Genomic DNA, 19,812 nt, shown 5'->3' on the forward strand with positions numbered 1-19,812 from the left:
TTCAGGTTACAGCCCCATCAGGTTTTTGGCCCGGTTGCCCGGAGCCGGTGCAGGATCGCTAAAGTTCGCGGATCTTAATGTTCCGGTACCAAACTTTGTTGCCATGATCCTGGAGTGCAATGCGGCCTTTCAGGTAAGTGGCAAAATGTTCCCAGTCTTTAAATTTGCTGGCCGCGAGCAGTTCCTTCCATTCTTCGGAACCAATGGTCACGTCGGCGGTTTTAGTGCCGTTCAGCCAAAGGGTCAGGTGGGCGTCCTTTAAACGCAGGCGAGCCTGGTTCCATTCGCCGGCGGGGTTGGCAACATCCCTTCCTACGGCTACCATATCGTAAAGGGAGCCGGCCAGGTGATCGTCTTCCTTATTATCGTGCGCCTTTTCATTGTCAAGGACCTGCATTTCCGGGCCGGTCACATAAGTTGCCCCGTATTCCGGGTCTTCGTGAACGTTAAAAATAACGCCGCTGTTCCCGCCTTCGGAGATCTTCCACTCGAGGCTGAGTTCGTAGTTCTCATATTCACCGTCAGTAACCAGGTCGCCGCCTTCGCCCGCTTCCGGGTCGAATGCCAGCGCGCCTTCGCTGACCGTCCAGGCCGCGCCGGCCTCATCTTTCAGGTAAGTATGCCAGCCATTGGTCGTTTCCCCGTCGAACAAGAGCGTCCATCCCTGTTTCTTTTCTTTTTTGCTAAGCGTATTCAGCTCCTGCGCCGTTACAGTGCCCGCACTTGCAGCCACAACCAGTGCCATTCCCAGCACCGGGTAACCCGTCCCGGCCATTTTAAACAATCTTTTCATCAATGTATAAATAATTTTTGAGCAATTTAAATCTAAACCAACCCACTTCCAAACCCAAAATAAATAAAGCCCGCCCCCACGGGCGGGCGTACCCATTTCGAATTTAATACCCCGGGTTCTGCTCCAAATTCGGATTGGACGCAATCTGCGTACTGGGGATCGGGAACAAAGCCTTGGTTTCATCACTCGGCTCATGATCCCACCAGCTTGCCGTGGTGAATTTTCCGAAGCGGATCAGGTCCGTACGCCGTTTCCCTTCGAAAATGAATTCCCGGCCGCGTTCGGCCAGTAATTCATCCAGGTCAAGCGTAGCGGTCGTATAGGCTTCAGCCGGCCAGTCAGCAGCGTCAAATGATCGTTGGCGGGAAGCATTGATCAGTTCTACGGCTTCGGGAGTGGCCGTCCCGCCGTTCTTCCGCATAAGCGCTTCCGCCTTGTTAAAATAAATTTCCGTCAGGCGGTAGATCACATAATCGTTCTCCCAGTAATTCTCATCGTTCAGCGTTCCGGAACGGTATTTATGGAAGCGGGCGCCGCTGTTCTCTTCTCCTTCGGTCATGCCGCCGTCGCTCTCCAGGTCGCCTTCGCTTTCCCTGCGGATGCTGTTCACATATACCAGGGGCTCCCCGTTCCATTCTTCGGTTCCGAGAATAGGCTCGGTGGTCCCGTACTTGTACTGCGGGCCAAACAGGAACCATTCTTCCTTACGGAGGTCGTTTTCTTCGAAGGCGTCAAATGCCGATGGAATCACCACGAAAGCGTTCCAGCCGGAATACCCGACGTTCAGCGCCGCCGACATATTGCTGTAGCCCATGAAGAAACCGGCCCAGTCAAAGGTAAATCCGCCCTTGCGGCTGAAAGCGAACTGGAAAATGTTCTCATTTGACTGATCGTTGGTATTGCTGAACGGATCCAGGATATTTTCATCCAGGGAAAGCGTGCCGTTCAGGCCGCCCACGTCCCCGCTGATGATCTTATCGCAGGCCGCGATGCACTCATCCCACATTGGAGTGCCGGACCAAACTTCTGCGTTCAGGTAAAGTTCGGCCAGCATGGCATAACCGGCCGCCTTTGATACCCGGCCAAGTGTTTCCTGTGAAAGCGGCTGAAGCAGGTCAACATTGGCTTCCAGCTCTTCCTTCACGAAATTAAATACCTCCTCGCGGGAAGCCGTAGGCGCGTTCAGCGGGTCGGCCACATTTGTGACAATAGGAACATTACCCCACATATCCATGATCCGCATGTAATGAAATGCACGCAGTACCTTTACTTCGGCCGTGATGGACGCTTTTTCTTCTTCCGAAATACCAATGGAAGGAAAGTCTACCTCCTCAAAATCCTCAAGCGTTGAGTTGAGGAAGCCTACGCCTGTCCACATCAGGTTCCAGGCCGACCTCAGCCGGCTTTCTTCCGGTGTCCAGGTATGGTAATGCAAACGGATATGGTCGCCTCCGTCGTAGCCGTGACGTCCTTTCTGGGGCCAGGCCAGCTGGTCGGCAGACATGGCGCTGTGGTAGTAAAATCCACTTTGCCCGGTGGGGGCAAGCCAGGCCTGCATATGGGTGAAGGGCCGCAGTACCGCCTGCATTACTTCCCGCTGGTTCCTGTAAAAGTTCTCTTTGGGGATCTCGCTATAAAGGTTTTCATCGAGGTCCGTACAGGCATTTATGCTCAAAAACATCAATACCGCGGCAATAAATCCTGCTTTATTTATGATTTTTTTCATGTTGTTCTGTATTAAAATCCAACGTTCAGACCAATCGTAAAGGACTTCGTACGCGGGTAAAAACTCCTGTTATCCACGCCCGTTTCGAAACCGATGTCCTGCAGTTCCGGGTCAATGCCGCTGTAGCCGGTGATCGTAGCCAGGTTTCGGCCGGTCACATATACTCGCAGGCTGCGTACCCAGGGATTGTCCAGGCTGAAGTTATAGCCCAGGGTAACGTTATCCAGTTTCACAAAGTCACCCTTTTCGATGTAATAGTCGGAATACTGGGGATCGTCATTCAGCTCCGCATGAGTGGTCACCGCGCTTTGCAGCAGGTTATTGGGCAGCCACTTTTTATTGCCGAAGTACATTTCCTTGGTGTTCAGAATATCAAAACCAAATTTACCCCTGAAGAACACGGTCAGGTCGAAATTCCTGTACCGGAAGGAGTTGCTCCAGGAAGCCATGTATTTGGGCACCCCGTTGCCGATGACGGTAAGGTCGTCCTCATTCATTTCATCGGCCCCGGCGATAGAGCCGTCCGCCTTATAGAACTGCCATTGCCCGTCCTCAGTAAAACCGGCAAAGCGCTTTCCGTAAAAATTGCCGATCGTTCCGCCTTCGTACACGCGGATCGCGTTCCCAAGGTTCCCGGGAGAAGGCAAGCCGGCAAATTCAAGCCAGGTAGCTTTATAGAGGTCGTTAGAAAGGGAAGTCAGCCGGTTGAACTGAGAGTTGGCAGTGAAATCCATGCTCCAGTCAAAGTCGGGCTTGTCAACAGCTACCACGCTTAATAAGAGTTCTACCCCTTTATTGCTGATGCTTCCCACGTTGGTGAAAATGTCGGCATGAATGAAGGAAGGCAGCTGGGTGGTGTAGCTGTACAGCAGGTCTTCCGTTGTACGGCTGTAAACGTCCAGTGCGCCGCTGAGGCGGTTTTCAAACAGGCCGAAATCCAAACCGAAGTTCCATTCTTTCTTGGTTTCCCAGCGAAGATCGGGGTTCGGGTTCCGGGAAGGCCCGTAGGTTTCGTAGTACACGCCGTTTTGCGGGTAAACCCCTCCCCCGCTGAGGGTGATCAGCGAACGGTAGTTGGGGATACCCTGGTTTCCGGTTTCTCCGTAACCCACCCTTAATTTAAGGTTATTGATAAAGGAAATATCCTTGATGAAATCCTCCTGGCTCAGGGTCCAGCCCACGGAAGCCGCCGGGAAATTCCCCCATTTATTATTGGCGCCGAAGCGGGAAGATCCTTCACGCCGCAGGATCACCTGGGCAAAGTACTTATCCCTGAAGGAGTAATTGACCCTTCCAAAGAAGGCGACCAGCGTATTATCGTATTTTTCGCTGCCCATACCCGGCCTGGGCAGGTCGGTATTGCTGATTGCGCTGCCTTCTCCCAGGTTCCAGTCTTCAAATGCATCCGTGGTAAAACCATTGTTGTTTACATTGAAAAGCTCGGTGGTAGCGTATTGATAACTATATCCCACGATCGCGTCCAGTGAATGCTCTTCTGCAAAGGTCTTCTGGTAATTGACCGTGGATTCAAATGTCTGGGTCCAGTCCAGGTGGTTCCTTTTGGAGGCATAGCCCATGCCCTGGTACTGCTGCCCTTCCCGCTGGTCCCAGTCGTTTACCGAACGGTAGTATCGGTCGTTCCAGTTGTTCCTCACGTAGGAGCCGAAAGCTGAAGCGGTGAGGCCGTCGATGATGTCAAGCGTAAGCTTTGCATCGCCCGAAAAAGTTTGCTCGTTCCGCTCGGCGATCCTGTTTTCCAGCCGTGACAAGGGGTTGTAGTTATTGTAGGCGGTCGTTTCCACGAAACTCCCATCCGGGTTGCGGATAGGGGCGGTGGGATTCCGCTGGATGGCTTGTTCAAAGTCGGAGCCGAAGGAACCGTCATCGAAATCATCGTCTCCGTCTCCCCCGCCCAGCATGTTGGCTTTATTGAAATTCGTAGCCAAGTTTACCTGGAGGTGGAGGCGGTCCTGCAAACCTGTTTGGTTGATGTTCAGCCTTCCGCCGAATTCTTTGCGGCCGTTCTGCTTGGCGATCCCCTCGGCTTCGTTAAAGTAAACCGAAGCCCGGTAATTGGTATTGGCGCTTCCGCCCGAAGCGGCAAAGTTATGGTACTGGCTCAGGTTGTCCTTATTGATCAGCATGTCGTACAGGTCAGTGGACGCGCCAAGGTCTTCGCTTTCATTGATCAGGCCCTGGTCTATCAGTTCCCGGTATTCGGAAGCATTCAGGTAATCCGGCTTTTTGTCCACCGCTTCGCGCTGCACGTAGGTAGAATAGTTGAACCGGGGCTCTCCCGCTCTTCCTTTCTTGGTAGTGATAAGAATAACGCCTCCATTGGCACGTGTACCATAAATAGCTGCGGCAGAACCGTCTTTCAGTACGTCAAAGGAGGCAATGTCGTCCTGCTGCAGCAGGTCCAGGTCGCCGCCAGGGATGCCGTCGATAACGATCAGGGGGCTCCGGTCTCCTTCAATCGAAGTGATCCCGCGAAGCTGAATGGCTGCGCTGGAATTGGGGTTGTTTCCCTGGTTACGGGTAATGCTGAGGCCGGCTACTTTTCCCTGGATCAGGTCAAGCGGCGAGCGGGCGCCGCCCTGGTTGAAATCTTCCGCTTTTACCGTGGCAATGGCTGAAGTAACTTCCCTGCGGGACTGCGTACCGTATCCTACGACTACCACTTCATCAAGCGCTGCGACATCCTGTTCCAGGCTTACATTAATTACCGGACTGGTACCTACGGGAATTTCCTGGCTGGCATAGCCAAGGAAGGAGAATACCAGCACCGGGTTGCCTTCCGGGTCCGGAACTGACAGGGAATAGTTCCCTTCCATATCGGTAGAGGTGCCGACAGTAGTTCCCTTGATCAGGACGTTCACACCGGGAACGGGTTCACCCGTTTGCGCGTCGGTAACCTTACCCGTGATCGTCTGCTGCACCCGGTTAATGACCAGGCTGCTGCCGCCGCCTGGCTCCGGGGCCGCAGCGGATGCCTGGAAAGGAGCTTTCACCAGCACGATCTGCTTGTTGATGACTTCGTAGCCAATCCCGTACGGCTGGAGCAGTTCGTCCAGGACCTGCTCCAGTTCCTGCCCTTCAATATTAACCGATACCTGTTTTTTTACAGGTACAATACGGGAACTATAAACAAACTTTACGTTTCCCTGGCTTTCAAGTTGTTTAAGGACGGATCTTAATGACGTATGGCCGGTCTCCAGGCTAACCCGGGTTTGCAACACTCCTTGCGCCTTGCTGTCGTTTGCCAGGCTTAAACTGGTAAACGACAGCATGACGGCCAATTGAAATACTGTGATTTTCATGCAAAAGATGATAAATTCACGTGACGAACTTATTTTCATAAATTTGTTCTGGTTTTTGTTAAACATTCTGTTAAAGCAAAGCCATGCCTTCTTACTGCCTTTAAGCGGGTCAAGAAGAAGGTTCTCTCTGAGAAGGTCAGGCATGGTCGCACATGTCTGGCCTTTTTTAAAATTAAGTAAACCGATTTACTATCATGAGCATAGTGATTTAATATAACATTTATTTAAGATCAGCGATCCTCAGGGATTGCAGCCTTCACCGGATATCAGGATCTTATCCGGGCTTTTATAGAAGGTCGCCCCTATTGACCTGCAGATCAATTCAAGTTTGATCTCCAGCGTTTCATCATTCAGGGACGCAGTAAGCGGACAGCTTTCCAGGTCTTTGTTTTCCAGTTCAATGGAAACCGGGTAAGCTTCCTCCAGCAAATCAATGACTTTCCGAAGCGGCGTATCGCTGAATTCAAAAGCCAGTCCCTCTGATATTTTCTCTACGGGCTGCAGTTGGCTGGAAACGATACTTAATTTTTCCAGCTTCCTGCTCCGGGTATGATATATGGCCTTCTGCCTGGCGGTTAACGCTAAGTCAGCCACCCGTCTGCTGACTGCCCGCCCCCTTTCCCTGCTCACTTCTACAGAACCCTCGGTGACTTCTACTTCCACGGTTTTATCCTTTTCATAAGCTTTTATATTGAACTTAGTCCCCGTCACCCGGGTCACCACATTCCCGCTATATACCAGGAACGGCTTCTCCGGCTTTTTCGCTACTTCAAAATAAGCTTCCCCGTTCAAGGTTACCTCCCGCCGGGGGCTTCCGGCAAAGTCTTTGTAGCGGATACTTCCGGAAGGTTTCAGCCAGACCATGCTTTCATCCTGCAATACCACCAGGATGGTTTTGGAACTGGTATTCGTTTTATGATAAATTGCCGGAACCGTTGCCGCCTGCTCATTGTCTGCATTGAAAGGTTCAGTTCCTTTGCGATTATGGAAAAAAGCAAAAAACAAAAGCAATACGGCTGCCGACCCCGATAAATAAACATACCATTTCCGGAAGGGCTTTCCGGCTTTCCCACTCCCGGTCCCGGGCAAACCGGCCGCCCGGCTGCGGATATTTAGCCACAACCTGTATTTCAATGCTGAAGTCTCTTCGCTGCTAAGTGAAAGAGGTTCCCTGCCTGCGCCCAGCGAATCGTACCAGTCCATGACAAGCTTTTCTTCTTCCGGCCCGCACTTCCCCTGGAGATAGCGCTGCAGTATTTCGTTTAACGGGTTTTGTTCTTCTTGCATGAACCTGTTCCGGCCTTATTTAGTATATAGTCACTTCTGAACCAGGCATCCCTAAATTTTAGGAAATTATTATTGTCAATTTTGTACCTTTATGAGAGCAACATGACCTGAACTATGAATAAACTTATACTGTGGCTAGGGTTTTCTATAGTTTTTTCATATCCTATGAAGGAAGCCTGCGCGCAGTCAGATCAGCTCAAACCCCGGTTCCCGCCCGCAGACAATGCATTTTACCAGGACCAGCTCGGTTACGCTCTTAAAATTTATGACCGGTTCGAAGGCGAGCAGGCAGGGATTTACAACGGCCGGGGATACACGCCTTATATTCACCGCATAACAGGACACCCTTACGCGGTTTCAGAGGACTGGAAGCGGGGAGAAATTTTTTACGGCGGACGATTGTACCGGCAGGTATTGCTCCGGTATGATATAGCCAGGAATGAAGTGCTTGTGCAAGCCTACGATAGCCCCATCCTTATCGTCCTGCAGAACGAGCAGATCGATTATTTTGCGTTTCCGGGCTACCGCTTTGTCCGCCTGGGCGCTGACAGTATCTCCGGCCTTCCCGCAGGCTTTTACCATACCACCTATGACGGGAAAATAAAGACACTGGTCCGGATGACGAAGGAGATCAGGGAACATATTTCGGAAATGACTGTAAAGCGTGAATTTATTGCAGGCAATTACTTTTACATCGGGAAAGACGGCGTTTATTATCCCGCGGACAGCAAGGCGGCCGTGTTAAAAATTCTGGCCGGCCGGAAGGGAATGCTGAAAAAGTACCTTAAACAGCAAAAGATTCGTTTCAGGGACGATCCCGGCCTTGCCATTGCGAAAATAGCGGAGTATTACGATAAAATAAGCCGCCAATGAAAAACTTTTTACTCATCCTGCTTAGTCTGTGCTTTTTTACTCATTCCCGCCTTACCGCCCAGGACCAGGCGGGTAAACAGCTTATCAGCGGTGAGTTCAGGGACCTTTCGTTCGAAGCGTTCGCGAAGCAGGTGGAAGCGGCTACTTCCCTGCATTTTTATTACGACCCTTCACAGGTGGACAGCCTGCGGGTAACGATCTCCGTCAGTAAAGCTTCGCCGGAAGAAGTGCTTAAGGAATTGTTCCGGGACAGCGACCTGTTTTATTCGTTTGACGATGCGGGGAATGTATTCATCACAAAAGGAAGGCGGCTTATTACCCGCTTACCCAGAGGGTTTTTTGAGGGCGAAGCGGTCCCTGACAGCATGTCGGCCGAGTCCTTGGTTTACGGGGACAACGGGCAGGAGGCCTCTCCGGCAGCGTTTTCAACTAAGTTATTCGCGATCGGGACAAGAGGCGCCGCGTCGTCGGAGGGTCAAGCCAATATCGCCGGCTATGTCCGCAATGCGGCATCGGGTGAAACTATACCGGGGGTGCTTGTCTATATAGAAAACCCCCGCGCCGAAGTGGTGACGGATGAATTCGGGTACTATTCCATAACGCTTCCCAAAGGCCGGCATACGCTTATCGTGAAAGCGATGGGCATGAACGATACCCGGCGGCAGATCATGCTTTATTCTAACGGTAAACTGGATATCGCCCTTCAGGAAAGGGTGATCGCCCTGAAAGCAGTGACCGTGGATGCGGAAAAGGTGCAGAATATCCGGGGGACTCAAATGGGAATGGAAAGCCTGAGTATCAAAGCGATCAAACAAGTGCCCGCGGTATTCGGGGAAACGGATATCCTCCGGGCGGTACTCACGCTGCCTGGCGTACAGTCGGTTGGCGAAGCCAGTACCGGTTTTAATGTACGGGGCGGATCTACCGATCAGAACCTGATCCTTTTTAACGATGCAACCATTTATAATTCATCCCATCTATTCGGGTTCTTTTCCGCGTTCAACCCGGACCTGATAAAAAGCGTGGAATTGCATAAAAGCAGTATTCCTGCGAAATTCGGCGGGCGGGTTTCTTCGGTACTGGACGTGGCTACGCGGGATGGCAATAAAAATAAACTCACCGGATCGGCCGGCCTGGGCCTGCTTACGGGGAAACTGGCGGTGGAGGGACCTTTGATCAAGGACAGGACCTCCTTTATTGCCGGTGTTCGTTCAACCTATTCCAGCTGGCTGCTGAACCTGCTGCCGGAGGAATACGGGAAAAGCAAAGCTTCTTTCGGCGATTTTACGCTGCACCTCGCACATAAGCTCAATGACCGAAACAATCTTTACCTGACCGGTTACCTGAGCAGGGACCGTTTCAACCTGAATACCGACACTCTCTACGGCTATCATAACCGCAATATCAATCTTAAATGGAAGAGCCTGTTCAGCAATCGTTTTTACGGTGTTTTCACAGCGGGTTACGATCAGTACGAATACGGCGTCTCCAGCGAGGAAAACCCCGTCAATGCCTATAAAATGGGTTTTGATATTAACCAGTACAATTTCAAAACGGATTTTACCTATTTCCTGAATGCCAGGCACACTTTTGACGCCGGCCTGAGTACGATCTATTATCATCTTCATCCAGGTTACTTTAAGCCATCGGGGGGCAGTTCTTTGGTGGTGCCGGATGTGCTGGAAGCGGAACAGGCCCTGGAAAGCGCTGTTTACCTGAAGGACCAGATCAATGTCACCGATCAGCTTGCCCTGGATGTGGGCCTTCGTTATTCCATTTTTAATTACCTGGGGCCAAAAACACTCTACAGTTATCCCGAAGGCGTCCCCCGGGAAGAGATCAACGTGCGGGACACGCTGCGTTATCCGGCGGGAAAGGTGGCGCACACCTGGCATGGCCCGGAGATCAGGGCTTCAGCCAGGTACACGCTGTCCGAAACGGCCTCTCTTAAAGCGGGTTACCACACCCTGAGGCAGTATATTCATATGCTTTCCAATACGGCGGCCATTTCTCCCACGGATATCTGGAAGCTGAGCGATCCGAATATCCGGCCCCAGGAAGGGGATCAGGTTTCCTTCGGTGTTTACAAGAATCTGAAAGCGAATACCATAGAAACTTCCCTGGAGCTTTATTATAAACGGTTTAAAAATTACCTCGATTACAAGAGCGGGGCCAACCTGGTATTGAACCATCACATAGAAACCGATGTGATCAATACAAAAGGGAGGTCTTACGGTATCGAACTCATGCTGAAAAAGCGGACGGGCAAAATGAATGGCTGGTTAAGTTATTCCTGGTCGCGCTCCCTGCTCCGGATGGACGATCCCGTGGCGGGCGAGCTGATCAATGAGGGCATGGAATATCCCAGCAGTTTTGATAAGCCGCATGATTTTACTTTTATCGGGAATTATCGTTTTTCGCACCGCTTCAGTATTTCCCTCAATTTATTATACAGCACCGGCCGGCCGGTGACCCTGCCGGTGGGCACCTATGATTACGGAGGTTCAGAGCGGGTGCTTTATTCTGAGCGGAACGCTTACCGGATCCCGGACTACTACCGGGCGGACTTTTCCATGAATATCGAGGGAAATCATGTAATAGACCAGCTTACGCATAATTCCTGGACATTGGGGATCTATAATATTACCGGCCGGAGAAATGCTTATTCGGTCTATTTTAAATCGGAGAACGGAAAGGTGAAGGGCTATAAACTATCCATATTCGGCAGCGCCATTCCTTTTGTTTCCTATAACGTAAGGTTTTGACTTTATGAGGGCTTTATTACGAAAATACGGGAATTACCTGCTGGCCATGATCCTGTTAACGGGCTGCAAGGATCCCTTTGAGTTGCCCGAAGTAACCGCCGGGAAACCGCTCCTGGTGGTGGAGGGATTCCTGAACGGAGGCGGAGGAGAAACCCTTGTCCGGCTCAGCTATACCAGCCCTTTTTCGGGGGAGGACCAGCCTGCGCCGCAGCCCGTGATGGATGCTTCGGTAAGCGTGGAGGACGAGCAGGGCAATAGCTATCCCCTTTACCCGGACTTCATGAACTCAGGGGGAAATTATATCGCAGAGGACCTTCCGCTCCTGTCAGGCAGGAATTACCGCCTGCGCATTGAAACCAGTGAAGGAAAGCAGTATTTTTCGGAATTCACCCCGGTGAAGAACACGCCCGATATAGACAGCGTAGGATGGGAATTGAAGGATGGCGGGCTACAGGTGTATGTGAATACGCATGATCCGTCAAATGCTACCCGGTATTACCGCTGGGAGTACGAGGAAGCATGGGAGTTTCACGCGCCCTACCGTACGATGTACAAGTACCACGAGGAAGACTCGACCGTTCAATTCAGAACAGAAGAAGAAATGATATATACCTGTTGGGACAGCACTTTTTCCACCACTATCATCACCGGTTCCACCACCCGGCTCAGCGAAGACGTCGTTTACAGGCAGCCGCTGGTATTTGCGGCTTACGGCGCAGAGAAAATGAGCGTGCTTTACAGTATCCTGGTAAAACAGTACGCCATGACCAGGGAAGCCTTTGAATACTGGGAAACGATGAAGAAAAACACGGAGGAAATCGGATCCATATTCGATCCCCTGCCTTCGAACCTGCGCGGGAATATCTATAACGCGGCCGACCCTTCGGAGAAGGTGATCGGCTATATAAGCGCCGGTTCGGTAAGAGAAAGAAGGTTTTTTATTGATAATGACGACTTGCCGGATAACTGGAACGAACCTTTTTTCTGCGATATGATCAACGTGCCCAGCGATAGTATCACGTTTTATTTTGCGAGCGAAGCGTATATTCCGCTCGCGGAGATATACGAGGGAGGGTCCGTGTCGTATACAGCAACGGGGCGGAGCTGCGTGGATTGTACCCTGAAGGGAGTAACCAAAAAGCCGGATTTCTGGCCAAGATAAGGAGCCTATGAAGACATCATTCAAATTACCGGCATGCCTGATCTTTCTTTGTCTCTTTGCAGCAGTAGATACTGCCGCCCAGGTAGATACGCTCGTTGATCGTTTTTCCGGCTACCGTGAAAAGAACTTACAGGAAAGGCTCTATGTCCATACCGACCGCTCGTTTTACCTTTCCGGAGAAATTTTATGGTTTAAAATATACGCGGTTGCCGGGCCGGTGAATTTCCCGGACAGCCTGAGCAAGGTGGCCTACCTGGAAGTGCTGGACCGGGAAAATAACGCGGTCATGCAAGCCAAAGTCGCGCTGAAGGGCGGCAGCGGCAGCGGTTCTCTTGACATTCCCTTTGGCCTTTCATCCGGGAATTACCGGCTCAGGGCTTATACACGCTGGATGAAGAACTTTTCGCCGGAATATTATTTCGAAAAGGAGTTAAGGGTAGTGAATACCACCAGGGCGCTTTCGCCCGCGGAAACCGGGGCACAAGAGGCTCAGCCCTCCTATGACCTGCAGTTCTTCCCCGAAGGAGGTGACCTGGTGCAAGGGCTCCGGAGCAGGGTGGCCTTTAAGATCACGGACCGGCAGGGAAAGGGTGTGGAATTCAGGGGTATTCTGATCAACGGCGGCGGAGATACGCTGCTGACATTCCGGCCCCTCAAATACGGCATGGGTAGCTTTTTCTTTACTCCTTTGACCGGCGAAGGCCCTTATACGGCATTAGTCCGTACCCACAACGGCGAAGTTCTGAGCCGGCGCCTGCCGGAAGCCCGGGGAAAAGGCTACGTGATGAAGCTGGAGGAAAAGGAAGGAAAGATTTCCGTGACGGTAAACGGCAATGACCAGGTTGCGGAGGACGCGCCGGTTTACCTTTTGGCACATACGCGGCAACGCATCCGGGTAGCGGAAATGCAGGCGTTTCAAAACGGCCGGGCCGCCTTCGGTATCGAAAAAGCTCGCCTTGGAGAAGGTATTTCACATTTTACCCTTTTCAATGCTTCCCTGCAGCCGGTAAGTGAACGACTCTATTTCAGGCGGCCGGAGAAAGAGCTTTTCTTTGAGCCGGCTGCAGCGGAACGCGAATACGGCCAGCGTGCCAGGGTTAGCCTGGAAATAAATACCCGGAACGCAGCGGGAAAGGATATCCCCGCCGATATGTCGGTAGCCGTATATCGCCTCGATTCCCTTGAAAAGGAGCCGCAGGCAGATATTTTCAGCTGGCTATGGCTGTCTTCGGACCTGCAGGGGAAGATCGAAGACCCGGAGTATTACCTGCAAGCGAGGGGGCCTGAGGCGGATGAAGCCCTTGATAACCTGATGTTAACCCAAGGCTGGCGTCGCTTTAAATGGGAGGATGTTTTGCAGCGCCGGCCTCCCCTTCTGTCGTATGCGCCTGAGTACCAGGGACACATCGTAACGGGGAAAGTGACAGATATAAACTCCGGAAAACCAGCGCCGGCAGTTATGACGTATCTTTCCGTTCCGGGTAAACATATCTGCCTGAAATGTTCAAGCAGCGACGGGCAGGGCCGGGTACAGTTTACCATGCAGGATTTTTACGGACCTGCCGAATTAGTGGTTCAAACGGGCAGGGACAGTACTAAGCTGGTACAGGTGACGAATCCCTTCTCGGAAGTTTATGCTCCAACGCCCCTGCCTGCATACAGCCCCGGCGGGGACGCTGAAGATGCGCTTAGCCTCCGGCACAAAGCCATGCATATACAAAGAACGTATTCCGGGCCGGCGCTGCAGCAATTTCTTCCGCCTGCCCGGCGGGATAGTATGCCCTTCTATTACCAGGCGGATAAGGTTTATCGCCTGGATGACTATGTTCGCTTTACTACCATGGAAGAAGTAATGAGGGAGTACGTACCCGAAGTGATCGTTAGAAAACGCGCCGGGGACTTTCGCTTTATGGCAATGAACATACCTGTGTTCCAGCTTTACGGCAATTCCGGCCCCAACGTTTTTTTTCAGGAAGATCCACTGGTATTGCTTGACGGGGTACCTGTGTTCGATATTAACAGGATCATTTCCTATGACCCGCTCAAAGTTGAAAAGCTGGAGGTTGTGGGCAGCAAGTATTACCTGGGGCCGCTGGCCGCGGAGGGAATCGTAAGCTATACGACCTATAAAGGTAATCTGGAAGGTTTCCGCCTGGATCCCGGTTCGCTGGTAATGGATTACGAGGGGCTCCAGCTGCAACGCGAGTTTTATGCTCCCGCCTATGGAAGCGGCGCTGCGGGAAGCGAAAGACTGCCCGATTTCAGAAGTTTGCTTTTCTGGTCCCCGGACGTGCGAACCGGCAGGCAGGGCGCTAAAGCGATCTCCTTTTATACTTCCGACATTCCGGGAAATTACCTGGTATTTATCCAGGGCATCACTCCCGGCGGACATGCAGGAAGCGGCTCTTTTCGTTTCCGCGTAGCAGAATAAAATTTGGCCGCGGGGTACAATTTTTATTTCATGTTTGATTTACAATTATTTTTTTATGTAACTTTACGATTACAAGCAGGATAAAACCACCAAAACCATAGCGATGCCTACTTCTTCGGGCGGTAAACTTCAAGGAACCCTTTTTGAGGCGGGAAACAGTGCAGCCTGGGAAGAGTTATACACTACCTGGTTCAGGAAGCTTTTCAATTATGGAAGGAAGTTCAGCCCGGACGAGGGTCTGATAGAAGATGTGATCCAGGATATTTTTCTGACCTTGTGGCAGCAGGGCAACCTGCAGGTCCGTTCCCTGGGCAGTTATCTTTTTACTGCTTTCAGGAATAATTTACTCCGGAAGATCAGTATTCACCGGCAGAATGACCCGGAATCCCTAACCGAAGAATATAACTTCAGCATAGAACTGGCGCCCGACCAGCTGATGATCCGGAATGAGCGGCTGGATGAGAACCGCCGTAAAATATCCCGCGCACTTGCCGGCTTAACGGCCCGGCAGCGGGAGTTCATCTTCCTCAGGTATTACCAGCAATTAAGCTACGAGGAAATTTCGGCTGTCATGGATATTTCGGTGAAGGCCGTGTACAAGCTGGCCGCCAGGGCAATTCACCTGCTTCGCCGGGAACTTGAAAGCGAACAGTTCATGCTTATTGCAACCCTTCTTTTTTCACGCTGATTTTTTATACTGAAAATTTTTTTTTCGCTCCATGGGGTAAAATTTGCCAGGCCTTACTCTTACCTGTAACAGCACGGTAATCCCGGTATATGGAAGCAGGAAAATTCTACGATCAATATACAATAGAAGATTTTATTCTTGACGAGCGTTTCCACGATTGGGTTACGCACGGCCGGGACGATGAGTTTTGGCAGGCGCAGCTCCGGAATTGTCCTGAAAAAAGTGACATGATCCACGCTGCCCGGGATTTTATCCTGAACCTGAAGATCAGGGAACACCTTCCGGGAAGCTATCGCGAGCAAGCCGCCGTGCAACGGTTCAGGGAACTGACCCGGCAAGACGGGAAGGGCATTCCGGGAGAAATGACCCGGATGGAAGATGGGAGAGCGGCAACCGCTCCCGCCCGTGCAGGCTTAAAATGGTTGAGAGGAGTTGCGGCTTCGCTGCTGGTCCTTTGCCTGCTGGGAGGCGGAACCTGGATGCTCTTTAAAAAAAAACCGGTTTTGGTCAAAACGGAGTACGGACAAATGAAACAGGTGAAATTACCTGATAATTCCATTATATACCTGAATGCTAATTCTAACCTCCGGTATGAAAAGAGCCTTTTAGGCGGCTTCTCCAGGGAAGTCTGGCTGGAAGGGGAAGCTTTTTTCGAGGTTGAAAAACAGGAGAACGGATCCGGCGGATACCGGAATTTCCTGGTTCATACCCAGGGCCTGGCCGTGGAGGTGCTTGGTACATCCTTTAATGTCAGGGACCGGCATGCGGTCAGCAGCGTAACCCTCCAAAGCGGGAAAGTAGAGGTAAATATGGACGAGGGCAGGAAAGTAATGCTGGAGCCGGGAGAACGCGTAGAGATTAGCCGGAAAGCCAAAAGCGTCATAAAGAATAAGGTGAAACCGGAGCGGTACACCTCCTGGAAAAATCTTCGCTATACGTTTGATCAGACCCCGGTGAGCGAACTTGTGCAAATCATCAATGATAATTACGGGCTGCAGGTGCTGATAACCGATAAAAAAATAGCCGGCAGCAAGCTGTCGGGCGTACTGGAAGCAAATAACCTCCAGACCTTTGTGAACGCCTTATCTTTTGTTTTGAACATAACAATCAGGAAAGAGGGAAATCAATTGATTTTTGAACCTAAACAAGAATAACATGAGAAAAAGAGGTGGTATTGCCAGAATTATACTGGGCGCATGCTGCATGATAGGAGGTATGGCCTTGTGTTCTGCTACGGGAGCGCAGGACTACGTTTTTTCGTCGGTGAGGCCGGCTACGGAAAAAACAGTTAGCGGGAATCGCCAGCTATCCCTGCGTAAGTTCCTGTCGGCTTTCGAGGATGATTATGCAATGAAATTTGTCTGCAAGTCCGAACTGCTGCGTATGGAGATCTCGGCAGATGGAAATAAGCAGTTTAAAAGCCAGGCGGAAGCGGAAAAATACTTGCTGGAAAGGCTGGTAAATTACAGGTTTACGATCAAAAAGCTAGCCGACCGCCAGTATGCGATCAGCCGGGCCAGGTCCAGGATCACCGGCATAAGCGGAGGCCTTACCGCTTCCATGTCCGGGGCCGGATTCAGGGAGTATGTTCCTGAGAGACCGTTACAAAATACGGTGAACGGTACGGTCACAGATACCGCCGGCCTGCCTCTTCCGGGGGTAACCGTACTGGTAAAGAGTACCACTATTGGTACCTCCACCGGCGGAAATGGCGAGTTTACGATCCAGGCCGGAGAAAACGACGTGCTTGTTTTCAGCATGGTCGGTTTTGCCACCCAGGAGGTCCCCGTCACTCTCGGAGAGCCCATGAATATCCAGTTGCGGCAGGACGCCCAACAGCTGGACCAGGTAGTGGTAGTCGGTTACGGCACCCAGAAAAAAGCGGTGGTGTCCGGAGCGGTGGCCACGGTAGACGGGGATGAACTCACTAAATCACCCACGGTAAACCTTACCAATACCCTGGCCGGACGCCTCCCGGGAGTAACGGCCATGCAGGCGAGCGGAGAACCGGGTTATGATAATTCCAGCATCAGGATCCGCGGCGTGAATTCCCTGGGTAACAGCGATGCGCTCATCGTTATTGACGGAGTTCCCAACCGTGCCGGCGGGCTGGCGCGGATCAATCCTGCCGATGTGGAAAGTATATCCGTCCTCAAAGACGCATCCGCAGCCATTTACGGTTCAAGGGCGGCAAATGGAGTTATTTTGGTGACCACCAAACGAGGCCAGACCGGGAAGCCCCAGTTGAGCTATGACTTCAGCTACGGGCTGCAGCAGCCTACCCGCGTACCGGAAATGTCGGACGCACCGGAATATGCCACCATCCGGAATGAGCTGCAGATATTTGATAATCTGCCTTCAGACGAATGGCAGGCGGCTTGGAACGCCTTTAACGCCGGGGAAGTGTACCAGCGTAACAATGGCGGCGAGCTGGGAGCCATCTATTCTCCAGAGGAACTCCAGAAATTTCGCGATGGATCGGACCCGCTCCGTTATCCCAATACAGACTGGTTTGCTACCACTTTGAAAGATTGGTCTCCCCAGCAGCAACATAACCTGCAGATAAGCGGAGGAACCGAAAACGTGAAATACCTGGCTTCTCTTGGCTATCAGAACCAGGACGGATATTACCGGGAATCCGCCACCGGCTATAAGCAATACGACCTTCGTTTAAACCTGGATGCGAAGATCAATGATTACATCAGCGCCCGGCTGGGCATTACCGCCCGGGAAGAATTCCGGCACTTTCCAACGCTTGGGGCAGGCGCTATTTTTCGGATGATCATGCGGGGCAAGCCAACGGAAATGGAAGTATGGCCTAACGGCCTGCCGGGTCCGGATATCGAATTCGGCCAAAACCCCTACGTGATTACCACCGATCTTACCGGGTATGACCGTGACAAAAGAGATTATTTTCAAACAAACGGCCAGGTGGATATCACCATTCCCGGAGTGGAAGGCCTGAAGATCACCGGCCAGGCGGCCATTGACAAGTTCTCGGGCCGCCGTAAGCGCTGGGAAAAGCCCTGGACGCTTTATTATTGGGACGGAACTTCCTTTGAGGAAGACGGGGTCACGCCGGCCTTACGAGGCGAAGTACGTTCGCCATTTACCGATCCCCGGCTGCAGGAGTGGGCGGCAAGCGAGTTGGCTGTGAACCTGACGGGTATGGTCAATTACGACCGGGTATTCGGAGGCCACACCCTAAACTTGCTCGCCGGCGTTCAACGCGAGGAAGTGGAGCATGATAATTTCTGGGCATTCCGGCGGTATTTTATTTCCGGTTTGATAGATCAGCTGTCGGTAGGCGGCACGGAAGAGCAGAATATAGGCGTTGGCGATGGCGATCCTTATTCCCTGTTCCAGCGAGCGCGCCTCAGCTATTTCGGAAGAGTGGGATATAATTACAAGGAAAAGTATCTTGCTGAATTCCTTTGGCGGGTGGATGGGTCTTATATTTTCCCGCCCGAGAATCGTTTCGGGTTTTTCCCGGGAATTACCCTGGGCTGGCGGATCTCGGAAGAGCCTTTCTGGAAAGATAACATTAGTTTCGTCAACAACCTGAAAATAAGAGGTTCCTGGGGACAAATGGGAGCGGAAGCTTATCTGCCCGATATTAACAACTTAGGCTCTGCCGGCACACTGGCCCAATATCAATACCTTGCCAGCATGGGCTACGGATCGTATATTATTGCCGACCAGGTTACCCAATCCCTCTCTGAAAGTAATGTGCCCAACCTGAACTTTGGCTGGGAAGTAGCCAATAATATGAATATCGGTTTGGAAGCCGCTTTTTTGGATCATAAGTTAAACCTGGAATTCGAGTATTTCAATAATAAGCGAACCCAAATCCTTATTACGCGGGGCGGGTCCATTCCCGGCAGCAGCGGCATTGTGAATAAGCTGCCCCCGGTGAACCTGGGTGAAGTTACCAATAAGGGCTGGGAATACCAGGTTGGCTATGGAGATCAGAAAGGTGATTTCAGCTATAATGTAAGCGTGAACGGAGGTTATGCAAAAAGCGAGATTGTTTTCTGGGATGAAACTCCGGGTGCGCCGGAATGGCAGCAGACCACCGGAAGCCCCATAGGCGCCTTCCTGCTATACCAGTACGATGGGGTATTCAGGGACCAGGCGGCTATCGATGCTAATACCATTGACTACAGCGCTATTTCGGGAACGCTTCAGCCTGGTGACATGAAATTCAAGGACGTGAATAATGACGGAAAAATTGACGGTGATGATCAGGTGCGAATGGACCAGACGGATGTCCCTACCTTCAGCGGCGGCCTGAATATCAACCTGCGATTCAGGAACTTCGACCTCTCTGTCTTGTTCCAGGGAGCGGCAGGCGCTTTGCAATTCGTTGGCTTGACCGAATCAGGGGATATCGGCAATTATTTGAAATGGTCTTATGACCACCGCTGGACCATAGATAATCCCAGTAGTGTTGATCCACGCCTGGCCAACCGTGGGAATACCTACTACACCAATTTCTCCATTGCCGGCGAAAACACATACTGGGCCCGGAAAAACGATTACCTGCGGCTCAAGAACCTGGAAATTGGCTATACCCTGCCAGCGACCCTTACCGAACGCTGGAGCATCAGCAATCTCAGGGTCTATATCAGCGGACTGAACCTGGCAACCTGGGATGAAATAGAGGTTTGGGATCCGGAATCCACCAATAACAGCGGACAATATTATCCGCAGGCCCGGGTTATTAACGCAGGCATAAACGTAGCATTTTAAGATTAGCACCTAATC

The 19,812-nt window shown here is 51.6% G+C and carries 11 protein-coding genes; 7 read left to right on the plus strand and 4 right to left on the minus strand.

Going from position 1 to position 19,812, the window contains the following annotated elements; genetic code table 11:
• Positions 1 to 58: 58 nt before the first annotated feature.
• The 4 genes from FRZ59_RS04100 to FRZ59_RS04115 all read right to left on the minus strand — a co-directional run bounded on the left by FRZ59_RS04100 (position 59) and on the right by FRZ59_RS04115 (position 7,126).
• Positions 59 to 793, minus strand: coding sequence for a 3-keto-disaccharide hydrolase (locus FRZ59_RS04100; protein WP_225975175.1), 735 nt, complete (start codon positions 791 to 793; stop codon positions 59 to 61).
• A 103-nt stretch (positions 794 to 896) separates the two neighbouring features.
• Positions 897 to 2,519: a RagB/SusD family nutrient uptake outer membrane protein gene (locus FRZ59_RS04105; RefSeq protein WP_132128052.1), complete on the minus strand. Its 1,623-nt coding sequence runs from the start codon at positions 2,517 to 2,519 to the stop codon at positions 897 to 899.
• An 11-nt stretch (positions 2,520 to 2,530) separates the two neighbouring features.
• Positions 2,531 to 5,839: a TonB-dependent receptor gene (locus FRZ59_RS04110; protein ID WP_225975176.1), complete on the minus strand. Its 3,309-nt coding sequence runs from the start codon at positions 5,837 to 5,839 to the stop codon at positions 2,531 to 2,533.
• Between the two features lie 240 nt (positions 5,840 to 6,079).
• Positions 6,080 to 7,126, minus strand: a complete 1,047-nt coding sequence (locus tag FRZ59_RS04115; protein ID WP_132128053.1) for a FecR family protein — start codon at positions 7,124 to 7,126, stop codon at positions 6,080 to 6,082.
• A gap of 165 nt (positions 7,127 to 7,291) precedes the next feature.
• On the opposite strand from FRZ59_RS04115, the gene FRZ59_RS04120 reads away from it, so the two are divergent.
• The 7 genes from FRZ59_RS04120 to FRZ59_RS04150 all read left to right on the plus strand — a co-directional run bounded on the left by FRZ59_RS04120 (position 7,292) and on the right by FRZ59_RS04150 (position 19,797).
• The gene (locus FRZ59_RS04120) at positions 7,292 to 7,999 is read left to right on the plus strand and encodes a hypothetical protein (RefSeq protein WP_132128054.1); all 708 of its coding nucleotides are present in this window, start codon (positions 7,292 to 7,294) and stop codon (positions 7,997 to 7,999) included.
• Positions 7,996 to 10,764, plus strand: coding sequence for a TonB-dependent receptor (locus FRZ59_RS04125; protein ID WP_132128055.1), 2,769 nt, complete (start codon positions 7,996 to 7,998; stop codon positions 10,762 to 10,764). Before FRZ59_RS04120 ends, FRZ59_RS04125 begins: the two co-directional genes overlap by 4 nt.
• A gap of 4 nt (positions 10,765 to 10,768) precedes the next feature.
• A complete protein-coding gene (locus FRZ59_RS04130; RefSeq protein WP_132128056.1) occupies positions 10,769 to 11,926 on the plus strand; it encodes a DUF4249 domain-containing protein in 1,158 nt (385 codons plus the stop codon).
• Positions 11,927 to 11,933: 7 nt separating this feature from the next.
• Positions 11,934 to 14,357 (plus strand): hypothetical protein, encoded by a 2,424-nt coding sequence (locus FRZ59_RS04135; RefSeq protein ID WP_132128057.1) that lies wholly within the window; start codon positions 11,934 to 11,936, stop codon positions 14,355 to 14,357.
• A 103-nt stretch (positions 14,358 to 14,460) separates the two neighbouring features.
• Positions 14,461 to 15,045, plus strand: coding sequence for an RNA polymerase sigma factor (locus tag FRZ59_RS04140; protein WP_132128058.1), 585 nt, complete (start codon positions 14,461 to 14,463; stop codon positions 15,043 to 15,045).
• An 89-nt stretch (positions 15,046 to 15,134) separates the two neighbouring features.
• On the plus strand, positions 15,135 to 16,199 hold the full coding sequence (locus FRZ59_RS04145; protein ID WP_132128059.1) for a FecR family protein: 1,065 nt from the start codon (positions 15,135 to 15,137) through the stop codon (positions 16,197 to 16,199).
• Position 16,200: 1 nt separating this feature from the next.
• Positions 16,201 to 19,797, plus strand: a complete 3,597-nt coding sequence (locus FRZ59_RS04150; RefSeq protein ID WP_207910209.1) for a SusC/RagA family TonB-linked outer membrane protein — start codon at positions 16,201 to 16,203, stop codon at positions 19,795 to 19,797.
• The last annotated feature ends 15 nt before the right edge of the window (positions 19,798 to 19,812 follow it).

The organism is Anseongella ginsenosidimutans (assembly GCF_008033235.1).
GTDB lineage: Bacteria > Bacteroidota > Bacteroidia > Sphingobacteriales > Sphingobacteriaceae > Anseongella > Anseongella ginsenosidimutans.